General features: G+C 74.3%; 20 protein-coding genes. 15 read left to right on the forward strand and 5 right to left on the reverse strand.

Features of this window, described 5'->3' with window-relative positions; all coding sequences use genetic code 11:
• Positions 1–96: 96 nt before the first annotated feature.
• Entirely contained in the window at positions 97–579 is a 483-nt protein-coding gene (locus CLV63_RS07350) for a GyrI-like domain-containing protein (RefSeq protein WP_106582163.1), read from the reverse strand.
• 260 nt (positions 580–839) lie between these two features.
• Here CLV63_RS07350 and CLV63_RS07355 point away from each other — a divergent pair, with 260 nt between their 5' ends.
• The 5 genes from CLV63_RS07355 (at position 840) to CLV63_RS07375 (ending at position 6,646) form a co-directional block, all read left to right on the forward strand.
• Complete coding sequence (locus CLV63_RS07355; RefSeq protein ID WP_106582164.1) at positions 840–1,364, forward strand: GNAT family N-acetyltransferase; 525 nt, start codon at positions 840–842, stop codon at positions 1,362–1,364.
• Positions 1,365–1,844: 480 nt separating this feature from the next.
• Positions 1,845–4,346 carry a nitrite reductase large subunit NirB gene (gene nirB, locus CLV63_RS07360; RefSeq protein WP_106582165.1) on the forward strand — a complete coding sequence of 834 codons (2,502 nt, stop codon included), beginning with the start codon at positions 1,845–1,847 and terminating at the stop codon, positions 4,344–4,346.
• Between the two features lie 5 nt (positions 4,347–4,351).
• On the forward strand, positions 4,352–4,729 hold the full coding sequence (gene nirD, locus CLV63_RS07365) for a nitrite reductase small subunit NirD (RefSeq protein WP_106582166.1): 378 nt from the start codon (positions 4,352–4,354) through the stop codon (positions 4,727–4,729).
• The gene (locus CLV63_RS07370) at positions 4,726–5,898 is read left to right on the forward strand and encodes a uroporphyrinogen-III synthase (RefSeq protein ID WP_106582167.1); all 1,173 of its coding nucleotides are present in this window, start codon (positions 4,726–4,728) and stop codon (positions 5,896–5,898) included. The genes nirD and CLV63_RS07370 overlap by 4 nt, the downstream gene beginning before the upstream one ends.
• A 1-nt stretch (position 5,899) precedes the next feature.
• Positions 5,900–6,646: a sirohydrochlorin chelatase gene (locus tag CLV63_RS07375; protein WP_106582168.1), complete on the forward strand. Its 747-nt coding sequence runs from the start codon at positions 5,900–5,902 to the stop codon at positions 6,644–6,646.
• Between the two features lie 87 nt (positions 6,647–6,733).
• On the opposite strand, the gene CLV63_RS07380 is transcribed toward CLV63_RS07375, so the two are convergent.
• Positions 6,734–7,399, reverse strand: coding sequence for a hypothetical protein (locus CLV63_RS07380; protein ID WP_211301202.1), 666 nt, complete (start codon positions 7,397–7,399; stop codon positions 6,734–6,736).
• Between the two features lie 74 nt (positions 7,400–7,473).
• Here CLV63_RS07380 and CLV63_RS07385 point away from each other — a divergent pair, with 74 nt between their 5' ends.
• The 9 genes from CLV63_RS07385 to CLV63_RS07430 all read left to right on the forward strand — a co-directional run bounded on the left by CLV63_RS07385 (position 7,474) and on the right by CLV63_RS07430 (position 19,148).
• The gene (locus CLV63_RS07385; RefSeq protein ID WP_106582169.1) at positions 7,474–8,100 is read left to right on the forward strand and encodes a TetR/AcrR family transcriptional regulator; all 627 of its coding nucleotides are present in this window, start codon (positions 7,474–7,476) and stop codon (positions 8,098–8,100) included.
• A 253-nt stretch (positions 8,101–8,353) separates the two neighbouring features.
• Entirely contained in the window at positions 8,354–8,959 is a 606-nt protein-coding gene (locus tag CLV63_RS07395; protein ID WP_106582170.1) for a dihydrofolate reductase family protein, read from the forward strand.
• Between the two features lie 314 nt (positions 8,960–9,273).
• Positions 9,274–9,876 (forward strand): dihydrofolate reductase family protein, encoded by a 603-nt coding sequence (locus tag CLV63_RS07400; protein WP_211301203.1) that lies wholly within the window; start codon positions 9,274–9,276, stop codon positions 9,874–9,876.
• Positions 9,877–10,159: 283 nt separating this feature from the next.
• The gene (locus tag CLV63_RS07405) at positions 10,160–11,422 is read left to right on the forward strand and encodes an FAD-dependent oxidoreductase (RefSeq protein ID WP_146165518.1); all 1,263 of its coding nucleotides are present in this window, start codon (positions 10,160–10,162) and stop codon (positions 11,420–11,422) included.
• Positions 11,415–11,882 (forward strand): MarR family winged helix-turn-helix transcriptional regulator, encoded by a 468-nt coding sequence (locus CLV63_RS07410; RefSeq protein ID WP_106582173.1) that lies wholly within the window; start codon positions 11,415–11,417, stop codon positions 11,880–11,882. The genes CLV63_RS07405 and CLV63_RS07410 overlap by 8 nt, the downstream gene beginning before the upstream one ends.
• Before the next feature lie 107 nt (positions 11,883–11,989).
• Positions 11,990–12,967 (forward strand): DUF3592 domain-containing protein, encoded by a 978-nt coding sequence (locus CLV63_RS07415; protein WP_106582174.1) that lies wholly within the window; start codon positions 11,990–11,992, stop codon positions 12,965–12,967.
• Positions 12,968–13,172: 205 nt separating this feature from the next.
• Entirely contained in the window at positions 13,173–14,372 is a 1,200-nt protein-coding gene (locus tag CLV63_RS07420) for a dual specificity protein phosphatase family protein (RefSeq protein WP_245928639.1), read from the forward strand.
• Positions 14,373–14,784: 412 nt separating this feature from the next.
• On the forward strand, positions 14,785–15,450 hold the full coding sequence (locus CLV63_RS34455) for a septal ring lytic transglycosylase RlpA family protein (RefSeq protein WP_245928640.1): 666 nt from the start codon (positions 14,785–14,787) through the stop codon (positions 15,448–15,450).
• A 143-nt stretch (positions 15,451–15,593) separates the two neighbouring features.
• Positions 15,594–19,148: a TM0106 family RecB-like putative nuclease gene (locus tag CLV63_RS07430; RefSeq protein WP_106582176.1), complete on the forward strand. Its 3,555-nt coding sequence runs from the start codon at positions 15,594–15,596 to the stop codon at positions 19,146–19,148.
• Positions 19,149–19,161: 13 nt separating this feature from the next.
• On the opposite strand, the gene CLV63_RS33475 is transcribed toward CLV63_RS07430, so the two are convergent.
• Positions 19,162–19,332 (reverse strand): hypothetical protein, encoded by a 171-nt coding sequence (locus CLV63_RS33475; RefSeq protein WP_170134168.1) that lies wholly within the window; start codon positions 19,330–19,332, stop codon positions 19,162–19,164.
• Between the two features lie 48 nt (positions 19,333–19,380).
• Positions 19,381–19,815, reverse strand: a complete 435-nt coding sequence (locus tag CLV63_RS07435; protein ID WP_106582177.1) for a VOC family protein — start codon at positions 19,813–19,815, stop codon at positions 19,381–19,383.
• 194 nt (positions 19,816–20,009) lie between these two features.
• On the opposite strand from CLV63_RS07435, the gene CLV63_RS07440 reads away from it, so the two are divergent.
• On the forward strand, positions 20,010–21,098 hold the full coding sequence (locus CLV63_RS07440) for a hypothetical protein (RefSeq protein ID WP_106582178.1): 1,089 nt from the start codon (positions 20,010–20,012) through the stop codon (positions 21,096–21,098).
• A 109-nt stretch (positions 21,099–21,207) separates the two neighbouring features.
• Here the strand turns inward: CLV63_RS07440 and CLV63_RS07445 are convergent, their stop codons facing one another.
• Positions 21,208–21,807, reverse strand: a complete 600-nt coding sequence (locus CLV63_RS07445; protein ID WP_106582179.1) for a TetR/AcrR family transcriptional regulator — start codon at positions 21,805–21,807, stop codon at positions 21,208–21,210.
• Between the last annotated feature and the right edge of the window lie 43 nt (positions 21,808–21,850).

Below are 21,850 nucleotides of genomic sequence, written 5' to 3' on the forward strand. Positions count from 1 at the left end.
CACCGGCTGCCCCATGGGCGTATCCCTCTCCTGATCCAACGGGGATCGGCGGCAGTGACGGAGGTGGCGCGGATCGAGCGGGTCCGCACGCCCCGCTCAGTCGGACACCGGCCAGGTGAGTTCGACGCGGAGGTCGCGGGGGTCCATGTCCGGTGTGGGTTCGGTGACGTAGCACTCCCAGCGCATGGTGGCAGGTGTCAGCCCATGGCCCTCGATCCAGGCGCGCAGCCGCTCCCACGAGGCGTCGAGGCCGTCGAAGGCACCGGAGTGGAGCAGCCGGGCGGCGCGCCCCGCGGGGAGCGACCCGGGGACGACGTCGCCGTCCGGGCGGATCTCGCGGTCGACGGTGAACCCCACCTCGATGTCGATCGTGTCGGCGGGCTCGCCGTCGTAGCGGCCGAACGCGGGCCCGGTGATGGCGGCGCCCTGTGCGGCGATCGCGGGAGGCAGCGCGCCGAAGGAGCGGTCGAAGAACTCCGTGATCCCGTCCATAGTGACGGTGCCGCGGACGACCGCCGTCGCGGTCTGCTCGCACGTGACGAGTTCCGGCGCTGCCGCGCCCGTGGTGGACTCCTGCATTCGGTGCTCCCTTACTGCTCGGCTACCCGGCGGGTTCGTGATCGCGGCCGTACACCGGCTAGACCGCCGTGGCGCGCGGAACTCATCGCCCCCGGCGGATCCTCCCCAGCCCGGCCCAGGCCGGGCCCGCTGGGGAAGGATGCCCTCGGCACCCGGCGGTACGCGTGGTGCGAACTCATTTCCGGGCGGTCCGGAAGCGCGATGGCGACTCGCGGGGCGCTGCGCTTGCGCGCCGGTGATCGGCCGCTCAGAGTGGCGGCATGCGACCCGCGACCCGCACGTTCTCCGAGGTGCCGCCCTCCTGCGGCCCCGACCTCAGCCTGGAACCGCTCACGGTGGAGCACGCCGAGGAGATGGCGGGCGTGCTGGCCGATCCGTCGCTGTACCAGTACATCGGGGGTTCGCCGCCCACGGCCGAGCACCTCCGCACGCGCTACGAGTGGCTGGTCAAGGGCTCGCCCGAGTTGAGCGTGCGCTGGTTCAACTGGATCGTCCGCACGGCGGACGGCGACGCGGCCGGCTTCGTCCAGGCCACCGTCGGGCCGGGGCACGGCGGGCCGTCGGCCGTTGTCGCGTGGATGGTGGGCGCCCCGTGGCAGGGGCGCGGTATCGCCACGCGGGCGTCGCGCGCCCTGGTGGTGTGGCTGCGCGAGCACGGCGTGCGGCGCATCACGGCGCACATCCACCCCGACAACGCGGCCTCCGAAGGGGTCGCGCGGGCGATCGGCCTGCACCGCACCGAGCGGTGGGACGACGGTGAGGTCGTGTGGACCGACGCCCCCTGACGACGCGGGCCCCCGCTGCGCGATACGCCGCGAAGCGGGCGCAGTAGGCGCGTGCGGAGCCTCCAGCGGACAGGCGGACAGAGGATGGCTGCCGTCGCGATTGCGAAGCATCCGGCGGCGCGAAGCAACCGCGACGGCAACCCATCCCCTCCGTAGGACACCAGGCACGCGCCGCACACCCCCTGCACCCCAGGACACCAGGGACGCGCAACCCACCCCCTTCGCCCCAGGGCGCCAGGGGCGTGCCGCACACCCCCTCGGCGTCTCGCCGTTCGCGTCCCGCACCCCCTTCGCCCGGGGTGCGGCTGCCCAGGTCCGTTCACGCCTGCGCGATCTGCGGTGACAGGACAACGAAACGCCGCCGACACGAACGGCTGACCGCGGCGAAACACCGTCCCTGTTGCCTGGGAGGCGTCCGCACGGGTGCCGCCGCTCTACGGCGCGCCCGCCGCCGATCCCCGTTGAGGAGACCGACCGCGCATGAGACGACTCCTTGTCCTCGGCTACGGAATGGTAGGGCACCGGGTCGCCGAAGCCGTTCGCGACCGGGACGGCGGCGACGCCTGGCAGGTGACCGTTGTCGGGGAGGAGCCCCGCCCCGCCTACGACCGGGTGGCGCTGTCGGCCTTCTTCGACCGCGGCGAAGCGGAGCTGCGGCTGCCCGACCTCGCCCGCCGCGGCGTCGCGCTGCGCCTCGGCGAGACAGCGACCGCCATCGACCGCTCCGCCCGGACTGTGACGACCTCGGCCGGCGCGGTCCTGGGCTACGACGCCCTCGTCCTCGCCACCGGGTCCGCCGCGTTCGTGCCGCCCGTCCCAGGCAACGACCTGCCCGGCTGCCACGTCTACCGGACGATCGCCGACCTGGAGTCCATCGCCGCCGACGCCGCCGGTGCGCGCACCGCCGCGGTGATCGGCGGTGGGCTCCTCGGGCTCGAAGCCGCCGATGCCCTGCGCCGCCTGGGGGTGCGCGCCAACGTGGTGGAGATGGCGCCGTGGCTGATGCCCGCCCAGGTCGACGAGGGCGGCGGCGCGCTGCTGGGGCGGCTGATCTCCGGCACAGGGGCCGGGGTGCACACCGGGGCGGGGGTGAGCGGCGTGGTCGCGGGCGACGACGGGCGCGTGCGCCGTGTGCTGCTCGGCGACGGCGCCCTCGACGCCGACCTCGTGGTGTTCGCCGTCGGCATCCGGCCGCGCGACGCGCTGGCCCGCGACGCCGGCCTCGCCCTCGGCCCGCGCGGGGGCGTCGCCGTCGACGCGGCGTGCCGCACCGGCGACCCCGCGATCTTCGCGGTGGGCGAGTGCGCCAGTGTCGACGGCACCGTCTACGGGCTGGTCGCCCCCGGGAACGCCATGGCCGAGGTCGCCGCCGACCGGGTGCTCGGCGGGCGCGCGGAGTTCGGTTCCGCCGACACCTCCACCAAGCTCAAGCTCCTCGGCATCGATGTGGCGTCCTTCGGCGACGGGCACGCCCGCACCGAGGGCGCGCTGGAGGTCGTCCTCAACGACGCCCCGGGCGGCCGCTACGCCAAACTCGTGGTCTCCGACGACGCGCGGACCCTGCTCGGCGGGGTGCTGGTGGGCGACGCGTCCGCCTACGCGGGGCTGCGCCCGCTGGTCGGCAGGGAGCTGCCCGGCGACCCGCTGGACCTGATCGCGCCCAGCCGCGGCGGCGGGGGAGTGGGCGTCGACGCGCTGCCGGACGACGCCCAGATCTGCTCCTGCAACGCGGTGACCAAGGGCGCGGTGCGCGCCGCCATCAGCGAGGGGGCCGCCGACGTCGCGTCGGTCAAGGGGTGCACCCGGGCCGGGACGAGCTGCGGCTCCTGCGTGCCGATGCTGACGAAGCTGCTCGCGGCCTCGGGCGTGGCGCAGTCCGCGGCGCTGTGCGAGCACTTCGCGCACACGCGCGCCGAGCTGCTGGAGATCGTCCGCGCAACGGGCATCACCACCTTCTCGGCGCTGCTCGCCGCGCACGGGCGGGGGCGCGGCTGCGACGTGTGCAAGCCCGCGGTCGCGTCGATCCTGGCGTCGCTGGGCGGCGGGCACATCCTCGACGGCGAGCAGGCGGCCCTCCAGGACACCAACGACCACTTCCTCGCCAACATCCAGCGCAACGGCAGCTACTCGGTAGTGCCGCGCATCCCCGGCGGGGAGATCACGCCGGAGCGGCTCATCGTCATCGGCGAGGTGGCCCGCGACTTCGGCCTGTACACCAAGATCACCGGCGGGCAGCGGATCGACCTGCTGGGCGCGCGGGTCGAGCAGCTCCCCGCGATCTGGGGGCGGCTGGTCGAGGCCGGGTTCGAATCGGGGCACGCGTACGGGAAGGCGCTGCGCACGGTCAAGTCGTGCGTCGGCTCGTCGTGGTGCCGCTACGGGGTGCAGGACTCGGTCGGCCTCGCCGTCGAGCTGGAGACCCGGTACCGGGGGCTGCGCGCCCCGCACAAGATCAAGGCCGGGGTGTCGGGATGCGCCCGGGAGTGCGCCGAGGCGCGCGGCAAGGACATCGGGGTGATCGCGACCGAGCACGGCTGGAACCTCTACGTCGGCGGGAACGGCGGTTTCACGCCGCGCCACGCCGAACTGCTGGTCGCCGACGTCGACCACGACACCCTCATCCGCTGCGTCGACCGGTTCCTGATGTTCTACATCCGCACCGCCGACCGCCTCCAGCGCACCGCGGCGTGGATCGAGGGGTTGGACGGCGGGCTCGACCACCTGCGGGCGGTCGTCGTCGACGACAGCCTCGGCATCGGCGCCGACCTGGAGGCCGCCGTCGCCCGACACGTCGACACCTACGCCGACGAATGGCGCGGCGTCCTGGACGACCCGCACAAGCTCGCCCGGTTCGTGTCCTTCGCCAACGCGCCCGACGCGCCCGATCCCACCATCGCGTTCGGCACCGAGCGCGGCCAGCCGGTGCCCCTCGGCCCGGTCGACCTCGGCCTGCCCGTCCGCCCCGACCACGCAAAGGTCTGATCGCCATGACGCTCTCCACCACCGTGCCACCGCGGACCGCCGTCGAGCGGGGCGCCGCCTGCCCGGCGCACCGGGTCACCACCGAGCGGGGTGTGGCGCTGCTGCTGCCCGACGGGTCGCAGGCCGCCGTGTTCCGCACCGGCGACGGCGCGCTGTACGCCCTGGACAACGTCGACCCGTTCAGCGGCGCCGCCGTTCTGTCGCGCGGCATCGTCGGCGACCGCGCGGGCGAGCCCACCGTCGCGTCCCCGATGCTCAAGCAGGTGTACTCGCTGCGCACCGGGGTGTGCCTGGACGACCCGGAGGTGCGGGTCGCGGTGTTCGACGTCGAGGAGCGCGACGGCGTCGTCGAGGTCGCCGCCCGGCCGGACGGCGGCCGGTGAGCCCGGCGGCGACCGCGGCTCCGCGGCCGCGGGCGGCGCGGCCGGACAGCCCCGCTCCGCTCGCCGGGTTCACCGTCGCGGTGACCGCCGCGCGGCGCGCCGACGAGCTCGCGGCCCTGCTGCGCCGCAAGGGCGCGGCGGTCGTGTGCGCGCCGGCCCTGCGCATCGTCCCGCTGAGCGACGACCGCAGGCTCGCCGACGTGTCCCGCGCCCTCGCCGAGCACCCGGCCGACGTGGTCGTCGCGACCACGGGGATCGGCTTCCGCGGGTGGATCGAGGCGTGCGAGACGTGGGGGCAGGCGGCGCCGCTGCTCGCCGCGATCGGCGCGTCCCGGGTGCTGGCGCGCGGCCCCAAGGCGAAGGGGGCGATCCGCGCCGCCGGGCTGACCGAGGAGTGGTCGCCGCCGTCGGAGTCCTCCAGCGAGGTCCTGGACTACCTGCTCGACGGCGGCGTGGCGGGGCTGCGGGTGGCGGTCCAGCTGCACGGGGAGCCGCTGCCGGACTTCTGCGCGGCGCTGCGCCTGGCCGGTGCCGAGGTCATCGAGGTGCCGGTGTACCGGTGGACGGTGCCCGAGGACGTCGACGCGCTCGACCGGCTCATCGACGCCGTCGCAGCGGGCCAGGTGGACGCGGTGACGTTCACCAGCGCACCGGCCGCGGCGGGGCTGCTGGAGCGTGCGGCGCGCACCGGCGGGGCCGGGCCGCTGGAGCGGGCGCTGCGCGGCGACGTGCTGGCCATGTGCGTCGGCCCGGTGACGGCCGCCCCGCTGATGGACCGCGACATCCCCACGGTGTGGCCGGTCCGCGCCCGGATCGGCGCCCTGGTCAAGCACCTCGCCGAGGAGCTGCCCGAGCGCAGTCCCGCGCTCGCCGCCGCGGGGCACCGGGTGCGGCTGCGCGGGCAGGCCGCGGTGGTGGACGGCGAGCTGCGTCCGCTCTCGCCCGCGCTGATGCGCGTCCTGCGCGTGCTCGCCCGCCGCCCCGGGCGGGTGTGCCCCCGCGCCGACCTGCTCCCGGCGCTGGGCGCCGACGCCGACGCGCACGCGGTGGAGACGGCGGTGGCCCGGCTGCGCAGCGGGCTCGGCGCGCCGCGGATCATCCAGACCGTGGTGAAGCGCGGGTACCGGCTGGCGTTGGACACCGCCGACTGCCCGCCCGAGGAGCGCTGACGTGGCGGCCCCGGCGCTGCTGCTCGCCGTGCACGGCACGCGCGACCCCGCGGGCGCCGCTGTGGCGCGCGGGCTCGCCCGGAGCACGGCCGCGCTGCTGAACGGGCCGGAGCGCCCGCCCGGCGACCCGGACGCGCGGCGGGTCGCGGTGCGGCTGGCGTTCGCCGACGTGCTCTCCCCCGATGTGGCGCAGGTCGCGGCGCGCCTGGCGGGGCCGGCGGTGCTGGTCCCCGCGTTCCTCGCCGCCGGGTACCACGTCCGCGCGGACATCCCCGCCCAACTGGAGCGTGCCGGCCGCGGCGACATCGCCGTCGCCCCCGCGCTCGGCACGCACCCGGCCCTGGTGCGGACGGCGGTGCGGCGGCTGGCGGGCGCCGGGTGGCGGCCCGGCGACGCCGTCGTCCTCGCCGCCGCGGGGTCGAGCGACCCCGCAGCGGCGGCGCAGGCGGGCGAGGCGGCCGACGCCGTCGCGGCGGCGCTGCCGGGAACCGTCCGCCCGGCGTTCATCGCCGTGGGGACGCCCGGGGTCGCCGACGCGGTCGCCGACCTGCGCGCCCGCGGGCACCGCAGGGTGTGCGTCTCCCCGTGGCTGCTCGCACCGGGCGTCTTCCACCGGCGCCTGGGCACGGCGGGGGCCGATGCGGTCGCGGCCCCGCTCTGCCCCTCGGCCGCGGTCGCCTCGGTGCTGGCCGACCGCTACCTCGCCGCTGCGCGGACCCACAGCGGGGTGGCACGCACCACGTCGTGACCTGCGGGCTCCGGACGGCGATCGCCGTCCGGTAGGCGGCGGGCGCACCGTTGCGGCCGACGGCGCCGCGTGCGGGGGACCGCCGGGTCACGCGGTGACCGGGCGGGGCTCGTGGCGGATCAGGATCACGCCGTAGCCGACGAGCCAGGCGGCCCACAGCAGCCAGCCGGAGAGGCCGACGAGTCCGTAGAGTTGGCCGTGCTCCATGACCAGCGGGGTGAGGGTGGCCGAGGCGAAGTTGAGCGCGGCCGACAGCAGCCCCAGCCCGGCGTGCCAGCGGGGGGTCAGGCCCGCGCGCGCACCGCCGATGGACAGTCCGGTGAGGGCGACCGCGAGGAAGGTGCCGTTGAGGGTGAACAGCGCCTCCTCCAGCGCCCAGAGAGCCTCGACCGCCGAGCCGTCGTGCGCCGCCTCGGCCAGCGCGAGCCGGAGCGCGATGACCCCGGCGAAGGCGCTGTTCTGCAAGATCAGGCCGGCGAACCCGACCAGGGACCACGCTTCGCCGCGTTCGCGCTCAACGGGCCACAGCGCCGCGACCGCACCGGCGCCGAACAAGGTGGCGAGCACCCAGGCTGCGGGCGTGAGTGCGCTGGAGAGGGCGACGGCGCCCTGCTGCGTTCCGAAGAACGCGGCGGCCTCGCGGGGCGCGGCGCCGGTGAGGGGCAGCCCGGCGGGGACGAGGACCGCGTTGCCGAGGACGATCATGATGACGAAGCCGATGCCGCTGAAGCCGCAGACCCGGGAGAAGGTCATGGCGGCGGGCCTACCAGATTTAAGTTTTCGTTGCATATATTCAATATAGATAGCAGTAATCCAAAAGGGCAATCATGAGTGCAGAGACAGGCAGGCGCCGCTACGACTCGCTGCGCCGGACGATGCAGGCGCAGGAGACCCGGGCCGAGATCGCCCGCGCGGCCCTCCGGCTCTTCGTCGCCAACGGCTGGGCGGCCACGACGATCCGCGACGTCGCGCGCGACGCCGGGGTGTCCGTACCGACCGTCTACGCGGCCTACGAGCACAAGAAGGGGCTGGTGTGGGCCCTGGCCGACGCCGCGGGGCTGTCGGCCGACGTCCCGCGGATGCTGGCCGAACTGGAGGGGGAGGAGGCCGACCCCAGGAGCCAGCTCGCGGCGATGGCGGGCTTCGACCGGCGCCTGTACGAGCGCGCCGGCGACGTCATCGTGCTGCTGCGCGACGCCGGCCGCACAGAGCCCGAGCTGGCGACGCTCTACGTCGAGGCGCGCCGGCGGGCCGACGAGACCCGGGTGCAGACGTTCTCGTCCTGGCCGCCCGGTGTCCTCCGGCCGGGGACCGACGTGACCGCTGCCGTCGACGTCTACGCGGCGCTGTGCAACATCGACGTCTACAGCACGCTCACGACGGAGCGCGGCTGGCACCCCGACCGGATCGAGCAGTGGTGGAGCGGCGCCCTCGCCCGCGAACTCCTGGCCTGAGGCCGCGCCCGGGCGCGGCCTCAGCCGTCGATCGTCTGGTAGAGCGTGGTCCAGAAGTCGTGGATGAGCCACGCCGAATCCGGGGTGGACATCCCGACCTGGGGTGAGCAGGATTCCGGTAAGCCGTTCGGCCGGGTCGGCGTAGGTCGTGGTGCTCCATGGCCGACCTGTCATCGAGACAACCGAACGGACCCGATGAGTTCGCGGCCCGCGGCCGGTCCAAACTCGTGACACCCGAGGAAAGGACACAGCCATGTCAGAGCTTCTCGTCGACTTCATCACCTCCCTCGACGGCTACGCGTCGGGAGAGGGCTGGCCCGGGTTCTGGGGCCTCGAAGGCCCGGAGTACCTCGCTTGGCTCGGTGAGCAGCCCGAGGTCACCTACCTAATGGGAGCGAACACCTACCGCCAGATGTCAGGCTTCGCCGCCGGGGAGGTCCCGAATGGCCAAGACGCGTTCAGGGCCGAAGAAGAGGCGTCCGTCGACGAGCTCACGCAGGCGTCCAAGGTGGTGTTCTCCTCCTCGCTCAAGGAGCCACTGACATGGGCCAACTCCACGCTCATCCGCGACGACGCCGTCGAGACGGTCCGCGCCATGAAGGAGAACGGCTCGGGGCTCCTCAGCACGATCGGCAGCCTCAGCCTGTGCCGGTCCCTGCTGCGGGCCGGACTCGTCGACCGCTTCCGGGTCGGGATGTTCCCGGTGATCACCGGGGCCACGGGTGCAGAACGCATCTACGACGGCTACCCGGACGTCGCCCTCGAAATGATCGGGCACCGGACCTTCGACGGCCGCATCCAGCTGGTCGAGTACACGCCGCGCGTGCTCGAGCACCCGCCGCTCGCTGCCCCTGCGTGACGCCGCCCCGTCCGCAGGCGTCGAACGCCACCGCCCGCCGCCTGGCACCTGCCCGACGGGCGGTACGTGGTCGACCTGCGCGGTATCGACGTGATCTCCAGCGTGTTCATCCGCCACGACAACCAGCCGGTTTGTGAGGTGACCGGCACCCTGGTGCAGGCCACCAGGGCTGATGGCGAGCGGCGACCCCGAGAAGCCGCTCCTCTGCCGTGGCCCGGCGCGATGAGTCTGGCCCCCAGAACCGGTCTACACCCCCTGACACGGATACCGGTGGGCCGCGCGCTCCACCGGCCCATGGAAGACCGCAGCAGAAGGTGAGCACGACCGCGATGGGCAAGATCTTCAGCCATATGACAATGTCCCTGGACGGCTACATCGCCCAGCCGGATGACCAGGTCGGCGAACTGTTCGACTGGTACCACGCCGGGGACACCTCCGTACCGAACCCCAACGAGGACGTCTCGTTCGCGGTTGACGATGCGGGGGCGCAGGCATGGCGGCGCCTGACGGAGAACACCGGCGCGCTGATCGCCGGTCGGCGCCTGTTCGACATCGCCGGCGGCTGGAACGACCAGCACCCCGCCGACGCGCCCGTCGTCGTGGTCACCCACCGCCCGCCCGAAGACGCCGCCGAGAAGTGGCCGAGGACGACCTTCGCCGGCGGAGTGCGGGAGGCGGTCGGTCGGGCCAGGGAGATCGCCGGCGCCAAGGACGTCGTCATCGCCAGCGCGAGCGTGACACAGCAGGCGCTCGCCCTCGGCCTGGTCGATGAGGTCTGCGTCAGTCTCGTGCCGGTGCTGTTCGGCGACGGCGTTCCCTACTTCTCCGCGCTTGAGGGCGGGCACGTCATGTTGGAGGACCCGGTCGCCATCCAGGGCCGGCGCGCCCTGCACCTCATGTATCCGGTGCGCCGTTAGGCGCGGCGAGGCCGGCGCTCCTGAGGGCTGAAGGCCGACAGGCAGGCCGCCGGCCGGCCGTTCCGATCAGTGATCCGCTTGCGGACGCGTGTGCCGGCGGCCTGTTCCCTCCTGCCGGTCTTACAGGTCGGTGAGCGTGGGCCCTCTTCGAGGGGGACCCCGCAGGGCCACGATGCCCGGAAGGCCGCGCGCATGAGGTGGCCAGGCCCCGGAAATGGACTCCCGGCCGGAATTATCAGGTACCTTATAGTCAAGTATCAGGTTCCTGATTGTGAGGTGGATCGTGAAGGTCATCGTGATCGGCGCGGGGATGGGTGGGTTGACCCTCGCCCAGGCGCTCCGCCGCTCGGGCATCGACGTGGCCGTGCACGAGCGCGACCGCGCCGCCGAGGCCACGGGCGGGTACCGGCTCCAGCTCGACGGGACGGCCTGTGAAGCGCTGCGCCGCCACCTCGCCCCGGCCCACTACCAGGCCTTGCTGGCCAGCTCAGCAGGGCCGCAGGCGTTCACCCGCTTCGCCGTCGCCGACCACCGCATGCGCCTGATGTTCGCCGATCCGACGGACCGCTCGGCGGAGACCCTGATGATCGGCCGGATCCCGCTGCGGCGGCTGCTGGCCCACGGCCTCGATGACGCGCTGCACTGGGGTTCGGAGTTCACCGGCCATGAGGTGCACCCCGACGGCACGGTCACCGCGCACTTCGCCGACGGCGGCACCGACCGCGCCGACCTGCTCGTGGGCGCCGACGGCGCGGGCTCACGCGTCGCCGCTGCGCTCGCCGGGCGGCCGACCTCGGCCCCGGCCGGAGTCAGCGGTATCGCCGGCCGCACCCCACTGACCGCCGAGACCCGGGACCTCGTCCCCGATCTGCTGGCCGCTGGACCGGCGCTGGCGTTCGGCCCGGGCGGGATCGGGCTGTTCCTCACCCGCCACGACCCGGACGCACGTCCCATGGTCGACCCCGCCACCTGCACACAGGTCGCGGCGATCACCGAACCCCCGTCGCTGATCTGGGGCCTGATGGCGCCGGACCGCACCTACCCGCCCGGCTGCCGGGGGCTCGACGGCGCCGGGCTGATCCGGGCCACCGACGCGCTCCTGCGGGGCTGGGACGGGTCGGTGCGCGCCCTGGTCCGCGCCGCGGCCCCCGAGACCACGGCGTTCTTCGGCTTCCACGCCGCCGACCCCGCCGCCGACCTCACCCCCTGGCCGGCCGGCCCCGCGACGGCGCTGGGCGACGCCGTGCACGCCATGCCGCCCACCGGGGGCCGCGCCGCGGCCACGGCGATCCGCGACGCCGACGTCCTCGCCGGGGAACTCGCCCGCGTGCGGGACGGGGAGTCCACCATCCCGCTGGCGGTCCACCGCTTCCAGGGCCGGATGAACGGCTACGCCGGCGACGCCGTGCGCACGTCCATGCAGCCGCTGCGCTGGGTGCACCGGCTCGCGACACCCATGGGGACCCGGGCCGCCCGGATCGCGCTGCCGACGATCACCGCGGCCGCGCGGCTGGGCCGCCCGCTGGCGGGGACCCGCAATGGGTGACCCGCGTCCCGGCGAGGGGACGTGGGCCGAGGGCGAACCCGAACTTCCGCTGTGGGAGCTGATCCAGACCTCCTACGCTGTCGCGCGCGGATTCACCGAGGTCTTCGGCGCCGTCGGGCTCACCCCGATCCAGTTCGGCGTGCTGGCCTCGCTCGCCGATGGCGACGACGACCTCAGCCAGGCCGACCTGGCGCGCGCCGTCAATGTGCGCCCGCAGAGCCTCGGCGAGGTCGCGACGGGGCTGATCGGGGGCGGCCTGGTGGAGCGCGAAGGGCCTGGCGGGCGCGGCCGCCGGGCGGGGCTGCGGATCACCGCGGCGGGGCGCGCGCTCCTCGACCGCGTGCTGCCCGGCGTCGCGGCGTTCAACGCACCGGAGTCCACCGGACTCTCCGCGGCAGAGTCCGCCGAGCTGATCCGGGCCCTGCGCACCATCCGCGAGACCCTGTCCGGCGGTCGGTGACCGCACCCCCCGCGAGGGCGCGGCGGGCGCATGCGCACGATGGAACCACCTGGCCCCTTGCGGACTCGAAGGTGCGGGCGCCTTCCTCGGCGCGCGGAAGGGGACATGTGGACTTCTGGTTCTTCGGTGCCGCGGGTGTGGTGCTCATTGCCGTCGGGCTGTGGCGCGGTGTCCCGGTAGTACGGCGCGTGTCCCTGGCGCGGCGGCTGCGGTCCCAGGGGCATCGCGTCGAGGGCCTGGTCGAGTGGGTGTCCTCGGTGGGGCGCAACGACCACGGTGTGTGCAGCCGGGAGTTCCTGATGTCGTTCCCCCTGGCCGAGGGCGGAATGAAGCGTCTCACCTACACCAAGCCGACGGGTTCGCTGCACCCGCGCCCCGGCCGCACCGTCGAAGTGCGCTACCCGCCCGGCGACCCCGGGGCCGCGGTCGTGGTGGGAACGGAGGGGGCGGCGACGCGGCCGCCGGTGCGGAGGGTCACCAGCGCCGCTGCGCTGTTCCTCATCGGAACGGGCCTGCTCGTACTTACGGTGTTCCTGCCCGAGGTCCGCGAAGGATGGCTCACCGGTCTTCTCGGCCCCGGCGACGCGTGGCCCGACGGCCTGCTCACCCTGGCGGCGGTCGTGGCGGTGGCACCGCTCATCGCGTTCGCGGCCACGGTCTCCCACCTCGCGCAGGGGTTCCACGAGTGGTGGGACCACGCGGTGGGCCGCCGTACCCGCGGCGTGGTCACCGAGATCTGGCCGGAGCAGGTGTCCGAAACGCGGCAGGTGCAGCCCCTGTGGTCGCGCCGGGGCCAGACGTCCATCAGGACCGTCGAGTACACGGCCCAACGGTTCGCCGTGCGCTTCACCACGAAGAAGGGCCGGGTCGTCCAGGAGACCTGCGCGCACCTGTCCGTAGGCGACGGTGTCCTCCTCGGACAGGAGGTCGGTCTGCGGTACCGCCGACGCGACCCCACCCGATTCCACGTCGCCGAAGCCCTCTCCTACTCGCCCGGCCACGAACTCGCCGTCCTGCTGGTGCTGCGCTTCTGGCCGCTGTGGACGCTGATCCTGATCGCCGCCTACCTCATCTGGTGGACCTGAGGGCCCTGCCGCGGCCCCGGCGCCCCGACAGCCTTTCGGGCACGAGTGCGATAAGCACCGACGAACCGTCCGAAAAGGGACTGACGTCGGTCGGCGCGGGCCGTTTCCCGGCGGGTCCGGACCGTATCGGCGGCGGGCGTTGGCGCCTCCGCAGGGGTGGGCAGGCTCCCGCATGCCGCCGATCCCTGCCGACTGGAGGATGGATTTGAACGCGACCGGACGCCGGTCCCACATTCCCGACCCCCGTGAGGACCGCGCCGCCGGTGCCCTGCTGGGAGCGGCCGCGGCACTCGTGATCGCCGGTGCGCCGACCCGGGCGGCGGCCGGCCTCCTCGGGGCCGGGACCGGCGCCGACCACGGCACCGCGCACCCGGGACACCTGGTTCGCGCCGTGCTGGAGCGCATCGGCGACCCCGGCGCCGTTGCCGGGGCCGTGGACGGCGACGCCGAGCGCTCTTGGGCGCTCGCCCTGCGCGCCCTCGTCGCAGGCGACACCGCACCGCCCGTCCGGGCGGGGGAGGGGAGCCACCCCGCGCAGGTCGCGCTGCGGGCCGCCGCCGAGGCCCCGGTCCCGCCGGACGACCCGGCGCGCGGGTCGTTCCCGTGCGGGCACCTCGTGGGCGCCGTGCACCGCGCCCACGCGCTAGACCGTGCGGTCCGCGGCGGCAACGGGCACGGGGACCCCGGCGGGCGCGGCGGGTGGGACGCCGCGATGTACGCCGGCGCACTGGCGGGGGCGCGCTGGGGCGCGTCCGGGATACCGCTCGACGCGCAGCGGCGGCTCTCCGAGGAGGCGGCGCCGCGCGCGTTCATCGGCAGCGCGCTGACTGCGCTGCGCGGCAGCGACCCCGGCACCTGGCCCGAACAGCGGAGCAACGACCCCGGCGCCGACCCGCACCTGGTGGTCCCGTTCCGGGTGGCGCACCCCGACGATCCCGGTGTCGTCCTGTGCAACATGCCCTTCGCCCGTGCCTGCGCGGACGCCGAGGCCGTCGTGTCGCTGTGCCGGCAGGGCACCGAGGACGGCCCCGCGCACCTGCGGCCGGCGGACCGCTCCGACGTGTGGCTGTTCGACCGGCAGGGCGCCAACCCGAACCTGGCGTTCGTGCTGGACGACGCGGCGCGGATGGTCGCCGCCATGCGGGCCGAGGGCAAGCGGGTGCTGCTGCACTGCGCCGCCGGCCAGTCGCGCACGCCCGCGGTGGCGGCGCGGTACGCCGTGCTGGCGCGGGGCGCCGAGGTGCGTACGGCGCTGCGCGGCGCGATCCGCGCGGTCGGCGGGCATCTCAACACGCCGGAGTTGGCGCGCACCGTGGCGTCGCTGAGCGGTGTCGCCCTGGCCGACCCGGTGGCCGAGCTGTTCCCGGCCGGGCTTCCGACGATGCGGCACGCCCTCGATCGTTAGGATTTCGGGATCACCGGGCGGCGGGTCGCACACCAGGGCTAAGGTAAAATCCGCGCAATCAGTTGACCGGGTGCCGGTTGGGGCGGTAGACACTGGTGTAGTCCGGTTCGAAATCGGTCGAACCCGGATTTTAGGCGCAATCGCCGCAAAGATCACCACGACTACCCAGAGGGAGATAAAAGGAACGTAACGCGATAACCACGTGATTAGTTCCACAATCTGCCCAAAACCGTCGTCGTGACCCTCCTGTGATGGTTACTCTCGGTCGCGGCGGTCTTCGAGACCATTCCAGCTCAGACCGCACACGACGCCTCGCCCCATGACTCCGGGCGTCGTAGCGCACTGGCCGACACCCCGCCCGCGAGCGGGATGCGAGCGCGCCTCCCTGTCCCCGTTCAAAGGACCCTTCGCTGTGGGCCGACACACGCCCGCGCTTGTCGAGCGCATCAAGTCCAAACGCCTGATCGTCCTCACCGCCGCCGCCGGTGCCGTCCTCGTCACCGGCGGCACCGCCGGGGCCGCCGCCGTCGGCGGCGAGCTGGTCGGCGACCCCGGGAACGCGGCGAGCAACGCCGCGGCAGGGCCACCCGAAGCCCAGACCGCCGCACCGGCGGCACCCTCCTCGCCCGCCCCGAAGAAGGACGACGCCGCCCAGCAGAAGCGCGACTCCGCCACCAAGCAGGCGAACCAGGCGGTCGACGCCCAGGCGAAGGAGTCCAAGAAGCAGGAGAAGCAGGAGCCCGACGAGCAGCCGCAGAGCAGCGGTGGCGGCGGGTCCGATCTCACCCCCAGCGGCGAGAGCGGGAGCTGCGAGATGTCGATGTACAGCGAGCCGCAGCCCACAGCGAGCGGCGAGCAGTTCGACCCCAGCGCCATGACCGCCGCGCACAAGACCCTGCCGATGGACACCATGGTCAAGGTCACCAACCCCGACAACGGCAAGAGCGTCACGGTCCGCATCAACGACCGCGGCCCCTACGTCGACGGCCGCTGCCTGGACCTGTCGACCGCGTCCTTCACCAAGATCGCCTCGGCGGGCCAGGGCGTCGCCGACGTCGACTATCAGGTCGTGAGCTGACCGCACCCCCTTCCCCCCTCCCCTCGCGTGGGGCCCGCCGTTCGCGGCGGGCCCCACGCGCGTCCGGCACCGCGGCCTCCCCGACCGCGCGGTGCCGAAGTGGCAGAATGCCGCCAACGGTCGGCGTGGGGAGGGAGGCACGGGTGTTCCGCACCGCATCGGATTGGGTGATCTCGCCCACCGACCTTGTCGACACCATGGAGTGCGACCACCGCAGTGCGCTGAAGACCGCCCTCGCCGCCGGTGTCGAGGGCGCGCCGGCGCCCGCCGACATCGACCCGCTCGTGGCGCGCCAGGGCGACGCGCACGAGCGCGCCGAACTGGAGCGGCTCCAGGGCCTGTTCGGCGCCGGTGTCGTGTGCGTCGACAACCCCGAGCCCACCGATTCCGCGCTGCGTGCCGCCGCCGACGCCACCGCCGCGGCCATGGACGCCGGCGCCCCCGTCGTCTACCAGGGGTCGTTCTACGAGCCGCTCGCTCCGGGCATCGCGTTCCACGGCCGCGCCGACTTCCTCATCAGCACCCGGGCGGACCCCGCGACCGGCCGGATCGACTCCGGCGCGCCCGCCGGGTACGAGCCGTGGGACACCAAGCTGGCCCGCCACCCCGGGCCGTCGGCGATCCTCCAGTTGTCGGCCTACGCCGACGCGCTGGGCCGGGTCGTGTCCGCGCCGCCCGAGCGCATGCACCTGCTGACCGGCGACCACCGGGTGCACACCCACCGCGTCGCCGAGTTCACCCCCATCCTCGGCACCGTGCGCGACCGCCTGGTCGCCCGGCTGCGGTCGGACCCCGCCCTGCCCGCGCCGCTGTGGGGCGAGCCGCGCCCGGGCTGCGACCGGTGCGGCTACGCCGCCTGGTGCACCGAAGGCAGGACGGCGGCCCGGCACCTGTCCCTTGTCGCCGGGATCCGCACCGACCAGGCGCGCCGGCTCGCCGACGCCGGGATCGACAGCATCGACCTGCTCGCCGTGGCCGCCGACGACGACCGGCCCGCCCTGCTGCCGCGCCACTCCTACGACCGGCTGCGCGCCCAGGCGGCGATCCAGGTCCGCCAGGACGCCACCCGCACGGCCGCCGACCCCACCGGCGAGGTCATCGCCGAGGTCTACGCCGACGAAGGGCTGGCGTCGCTCCCGGCGCCCAGCCCCGGCGACGTGTTCTTCGACATGGAGGGCTTCCCCTACTACGAGGGCGAGGACGGCCGCGGCCTGGAGTACCTGTTCGGCGCGACGACCGAGGAGGAGGGCGGCGGCGACCGCTTCCACGCCTTCTGGGCGCACGACCGGGCCCAGGAGAAGGCGGCGTTCCAAGGGTTCGTGGACTTCGCCGTGGCGCGGATCGACGCCGACCCCGACGCCCACGTCTACCACTACGCCTCCTACGAGGCCGACCGGCTGAAGCTGCTCGCCGCGACGTTCGGCACCCGCGAGACCGAGGTCGACACGCTGCTGCGCGACCGCAGGCTGATCGACCTCTACACCGTGGTCAAGAAGAGCCTGCGGGTGTCGCAGCGCTCCTACTCCATCAAGTACCTCGAACCGCTCTACCTCGACAGCGGGCGCGGCGGCGAGGTCACCACCGCCACCTCCAGCATCGACGCCTACGCCGAGGCCGTGTCGGCGGCCGAGTCGGGCGACACCGAGCGCGCGGAGAAGGTCCTCGACGGCATCGCCGCCTACAACCGCGACGACTGCGTGTCGACCGCCCGGCTGCGCGACTGGCTGGAGGACCGCCGGACGGAGCGCGGCATCCGCGCCCGCCCCTACGGGACGGGGGAACTGGTCACCGAGGACGAGAGCGAGCGCGCCGCCGAGCGGCGGCTGCGCAAGGAGGAGGCCGAGGCGCGGCTGCGCGCCGTCACCGACCCGCTGCTCGACGGCGTCCCCGCCGAGGCGCAGGAGCGCGATACCGCCCAGGGCGCGCGTGCGCTCCTCGCCGCGCTGGCCGGCTACTACCGGCGCGAGGAGAACCCCTCGTGGTGGGAGTACTTCCGCCGGCTGGCGGCGCCCATGGAGGAGCTGGAGGCCGACACCGGGTGCCTCGTGCCCGTGCGCCTGCGCGCGGGGGAGTGGCAGGACCCGGAGGGGCGCCAGCGCAAGGCGCGCCGGGAGCTGGAGGCGCACGCCGACCCCGCGCGTCCGCACCCCTTCACCACCGGCGACAAGGTGCGGCTGCTCTACCCCGGGCCGCCGGGGCAGGCCGCCGACGCCGTCGACGCCACCGTCGAGAAGGCCGACGGCAGGCGCATCACCCTGGTCGAGACCGCCGACCCCGGCGACCGCTACGCCCGCGTCCCGACCGCCGTGCTGCCCGGCGCGCCGGTGAAGGCGTCGCCCAAGGACACCGCGCTGCTGTCGCTCACCGAGGAGGCCGTGGCCGCACTGCCCGGCCTGCCCGACTCCGCCGCGCTGGACCTGCTGCGCCGCGACCCGCCCCGGATGCGCGGCGGCGGCGCCCTGGCCGGCCCGGCCGAGCACGGCGGCGACCCCGTCGCGGCCGTCATCGCGGCGGTCGACGCCCTCGACTCCTCCTACCTCGCGGTGCAGGGCCCGCCCGGCGCGGGAAAGACCTACCTGGCCGGGCGGCTCATCACGCACCTGGTGGCGGCCGGCCGCAGCGTGGGGGTGTGCTCGACCAGCCACAAGGCCATCGAGAACGTCCTGGCGGCCGCAATGAAGGCCGGGCGCCTCGCCGGGACCGAGATCCCCTGCGCCAAGCGCCCCTCGGGCAAGCCCGACCCCGGCGCCGCCTGGGACCAGCCCAAGACCATCCCGAACCTGCTGGCGTGGCGCGCCGGGCAGAGCGGCGGCCACCTGGTCGGCGGGACCGCGTGGAACTTCGCCAACAACGCGGTCAGCGTCGACCCGTTCGACGTGCTGATCATCGACGAGGCCGGGCAGTTCGCGCTCGCCGACACCCTCGCCGTGTCGGCGGCGGCGCGCAACGTCGTACTCCTGGGCGACCCCCAGCAACTCCCGCAGGTCGTGCAGGGCACCCACGGCGAGGGCGCGGCGGCGTCGGCGCTGGAGCACCTGGTCGGCGGCGAGGAGATCATCGACGCCGGGCGCGGCTACTTCCTGGACCAGACCCGCCGCATGCACCCCGCTGTGTGCGCGCCGGTGTCGCGGCTGTCCTACCGGGGGCTGCTGCACGCCCACCCCAGCGCGGCCGAGCGAACCATGAGCGGGGTCGAGGCCGGGCTGTACCGCCATCCGGTGCCGCACCACGGGCGCACCACGCACAGCCCCGAGGAGGTCGAGGCGGTGGTGGCCATGGCGGCGCGGCTGATCGGCCGCTCGTTCCGGGAGCCCGGCGCGACGGCCGAGCGCGAGATCACCGGTACCGACGTCATGGTCGTCGCCCCCTACAACCTCCAGGTCCGCGCGCTGCGCCAAGCGCTGTCGGACGCCGGGATGGCCGACGTCCGGGTGGGCACGGTCGACCGCTTCCAGGGCCAGGAGGCCCCGGCCGTCATCTGCTCGATGACGGTGTCGAGCGGCGCCGAGGCGGCCCGCGGGCTGGACTTCGTCCTGTCGCGCAACCGGTTGAACGTTGCGCTGTCGCGCGCCCAGGTGGTGGCGGCGCTGGTCTACGCGCCGGGGCTGGTGGTCGCGGCGCCCCGCTCGGTCGCGGAGCTGCGCGTCCTCGCGGGCTTCGCCGGCCTGTGCGGCGCGGCCCGCGACTGGCCGCTGTAACCGCCGGGGCCCGCTACCCACTGGTGCCGGGAACGGGCGCCGGTTCGGCGTCCCTTATGCGCTCCGGGGTCCAGTACTCCCCGTCCGGGACCTCGCTCTCGCGGGTGGCGCACGACGGGACGGCCGCGGCTCCCAGCGCGATCACCACCGCTGCCGCCAGAACGAGCAGCTTCGTGCGCGTCACGGCTCTCTCCGTCCCTGTGGCCGCGGCGGCGGGCGCCGTGGCGGCGGATCAGTCGAGGCAGAACTCGTTGCCCTCGATGTCCTGCATCACGATGCACGACTCGTCGAATCCATCGGCGGTCAGCAGTCGCACGCGGACCGCGCCGAGCGCGACCAGCCGTGCGCACTCGGCCTCAAGTGCGGCCAGGCGCTCCGCTCCCACGAGTCCGGTGCCGACCCGCACGTCGAGGTGCACTCGGTTCTTGACGGTCTTGCCTTCGGGAACGCGCTGGAAGAACAGCCGCGGGCCCGCACCCGTGGGATCACCGCAGGCGAACGCGGAACCCTGGCGCTCAGGCGGCAGCGCGCGCTCGAAGTCGTCCCAGGTCGCAAACCCGTCCGGCGGCTCCGGGACGACGTACCCCAGCACCTCGCACCAGAAGCGGGCGACGCGCTCGGGCTCCGCGCAGTCGAAGGTGATCTGGACCTGCCTGATAGACGCCATCGGGCCAGCGTAGAGGCGGCGGCGTGGCACGTCCACGGGCCCGCCCCCGGCAGCCCCCTACGAAAGTCGATCGAGGGCACTCACTTGGTCGATCCGCGAACCTCCGCGATGACGGTGCGGCGGCGCCGCCGCGGTTGCGACGCTGGCGGCGAGCCGGACGGGCCCACCCCGTCCACCGTCGAGAAGGGGGACCCATGTCCGACCCCGCCGCCCGCACGGCCGCCGAACCGCGGCGCCCGGAGACCAGCACCCCGCCCGCAGACACCCGCGGACGCCCCGTGTCCCGACGTGTCCCGGCCCTTGTGCTGTTCCTCCTCGCCCCGCTGGTGGGCGAGCTCCTTCTCGGCAACCTGCCGCTGGGCTCCCCGTCGACCCTGGCGGCGCTGCCCGTGCTCACGCTGCTCTACGGCGGGGGAGCGGTGCTCATCCGCGAGGTCGCCGTCCGCGCGCGGCGCGGCAGGCCCACGGTGGTGCTGCTCGCCCTCGCCTACGGCCTGATCGAGGAGGGGCTGGTCACCCAGTCGCTGTTCAACCCCTCCTACGCGACGCTCGACCTGCACGGCTACGGGATCGTGCCGGGACTCGGCGCCTCGGCTCCGTGGGCGCTGTTCGTGCTGTCGATCCACTCGGTGTGGAGCATCGTCGTGCCGATCGTCCTGGTCGAGACGCTGTACCCCTGCCGCCGCGCGACGCCCTGGCTCGGGCGGCCGGGCCTCGCCCTGATGTCGGCCCTGTACCTGCTCGGCGCGCTTGCCATGGGTGTCGCCACCCTGTTCGCGGAGTGGTTCGGCGCCGGGCCCGGCCGGCTCGCGGGAGTCGCCGTGCTCGCCGCGCTGCTGGTGACGGCGGCACTGGTGCTGCCGCGGCGCGACCGCGCCGGTGGCGGCGGCCGCGCGCCGCACCCGCCGGCGGCCCTCGCCGCAGCGGCCCTCGCCGGGGGCAGCGCCCTGTTCCTGCTCTACCACTTCGGTGCCAGTATGCGAATGCTCCCGGCGGGCGCCGTGACGGCGGCGATGCTGGTGCTGCTCGTCGGCACGGCGGCGGCGGTGCTGGGGGAGTCCCGGCGTGCGGGGTGGCAGCCGCGGCACGAGTTCGCGCTGGCCGCGGGCGCCATCCTGGTCTACGCGTGGGCGGGGTGGCTGGTCCAGATCGGCCAGTACGGCGCCCACCCAGTGGGGGTGGCCGTCCAGTGCTTCCTGGTCGCCGCGGCCGGAGGGCTGCTGCTCGCGGGACGGCGCCGGCTCGCCGCCCTCCCGACAGGTCGGACCGTCGACGGGCGCTAGGCCCGCTCCTGCGGTTCGTCCATCCTCGTCCCTGCTTGTACGGATTCCGCGCGGCGCCGGAGTGGGGCGAACCCGCAGGGCGACGCGCGGCACCAGGGCCAGGGTGCGGTCATCGCCCGCCGGAGGCGGCGGAGCGCCCTCGGATGCCGTCCAGGAGGTACATGGTGCGGCGGTCGTAGTCGTCCCGGGGAGGCCGCGTGCCGTGCTTGAGAGCGAGGGCGTTGTCGAGGACGAGTGCGTGGAGGTCGCCCGCCGTGAACTCCGGCCGCAGCGCACCGGAGGCTCGTGCCGCGGCGATGAACTCCTCATTGGCCTCGCTGCCGACCCGGCAGATCTCCATGAGCTGCCGCGAATGCGGATATGTCTGCAACAGGACGTCGTTGAAGGCGGGCTGGCGGTACTGGAGGTCGCGTATCGCGGTGAGGTAGTACGCGATCCGCTCGACGGCGCCGACGGACCGCGTGTGCTCGATGACGGCGAACAGCTCACGCGCCACGACCTCTTCGATAACGGCGTCGATGAGGCCGATCCGCCCGCCGAACCGGTTGAAGATCGTGGCCTTGCTCACCCCTGCCGCCTGGGCGACCTTCTCCAGCGGCACCGTCAGGCCCTGCCCCTGGAAGGCGCCGATCGCGGCGGAGCGGATCTGCTCGGAATTGCGCCGGGCGTCGGCGCGCAGCCGGGGTTCCGAAGGCGCCGCACCGGCCATGGCCCTCACCGTCTTCCTGATCACCCGCCGTCGTAATTTGACT

The sequence above is a fragment of the Murinocardiopsis flavida genome (assembly GCF_003014485.1).
GTDB lineage: Bacteria > Actinomycetota > Actinomycetes > Streptosporangiales > Streptosporangiaceae > Murinocardiopsis > Murinocardiopsis flavida.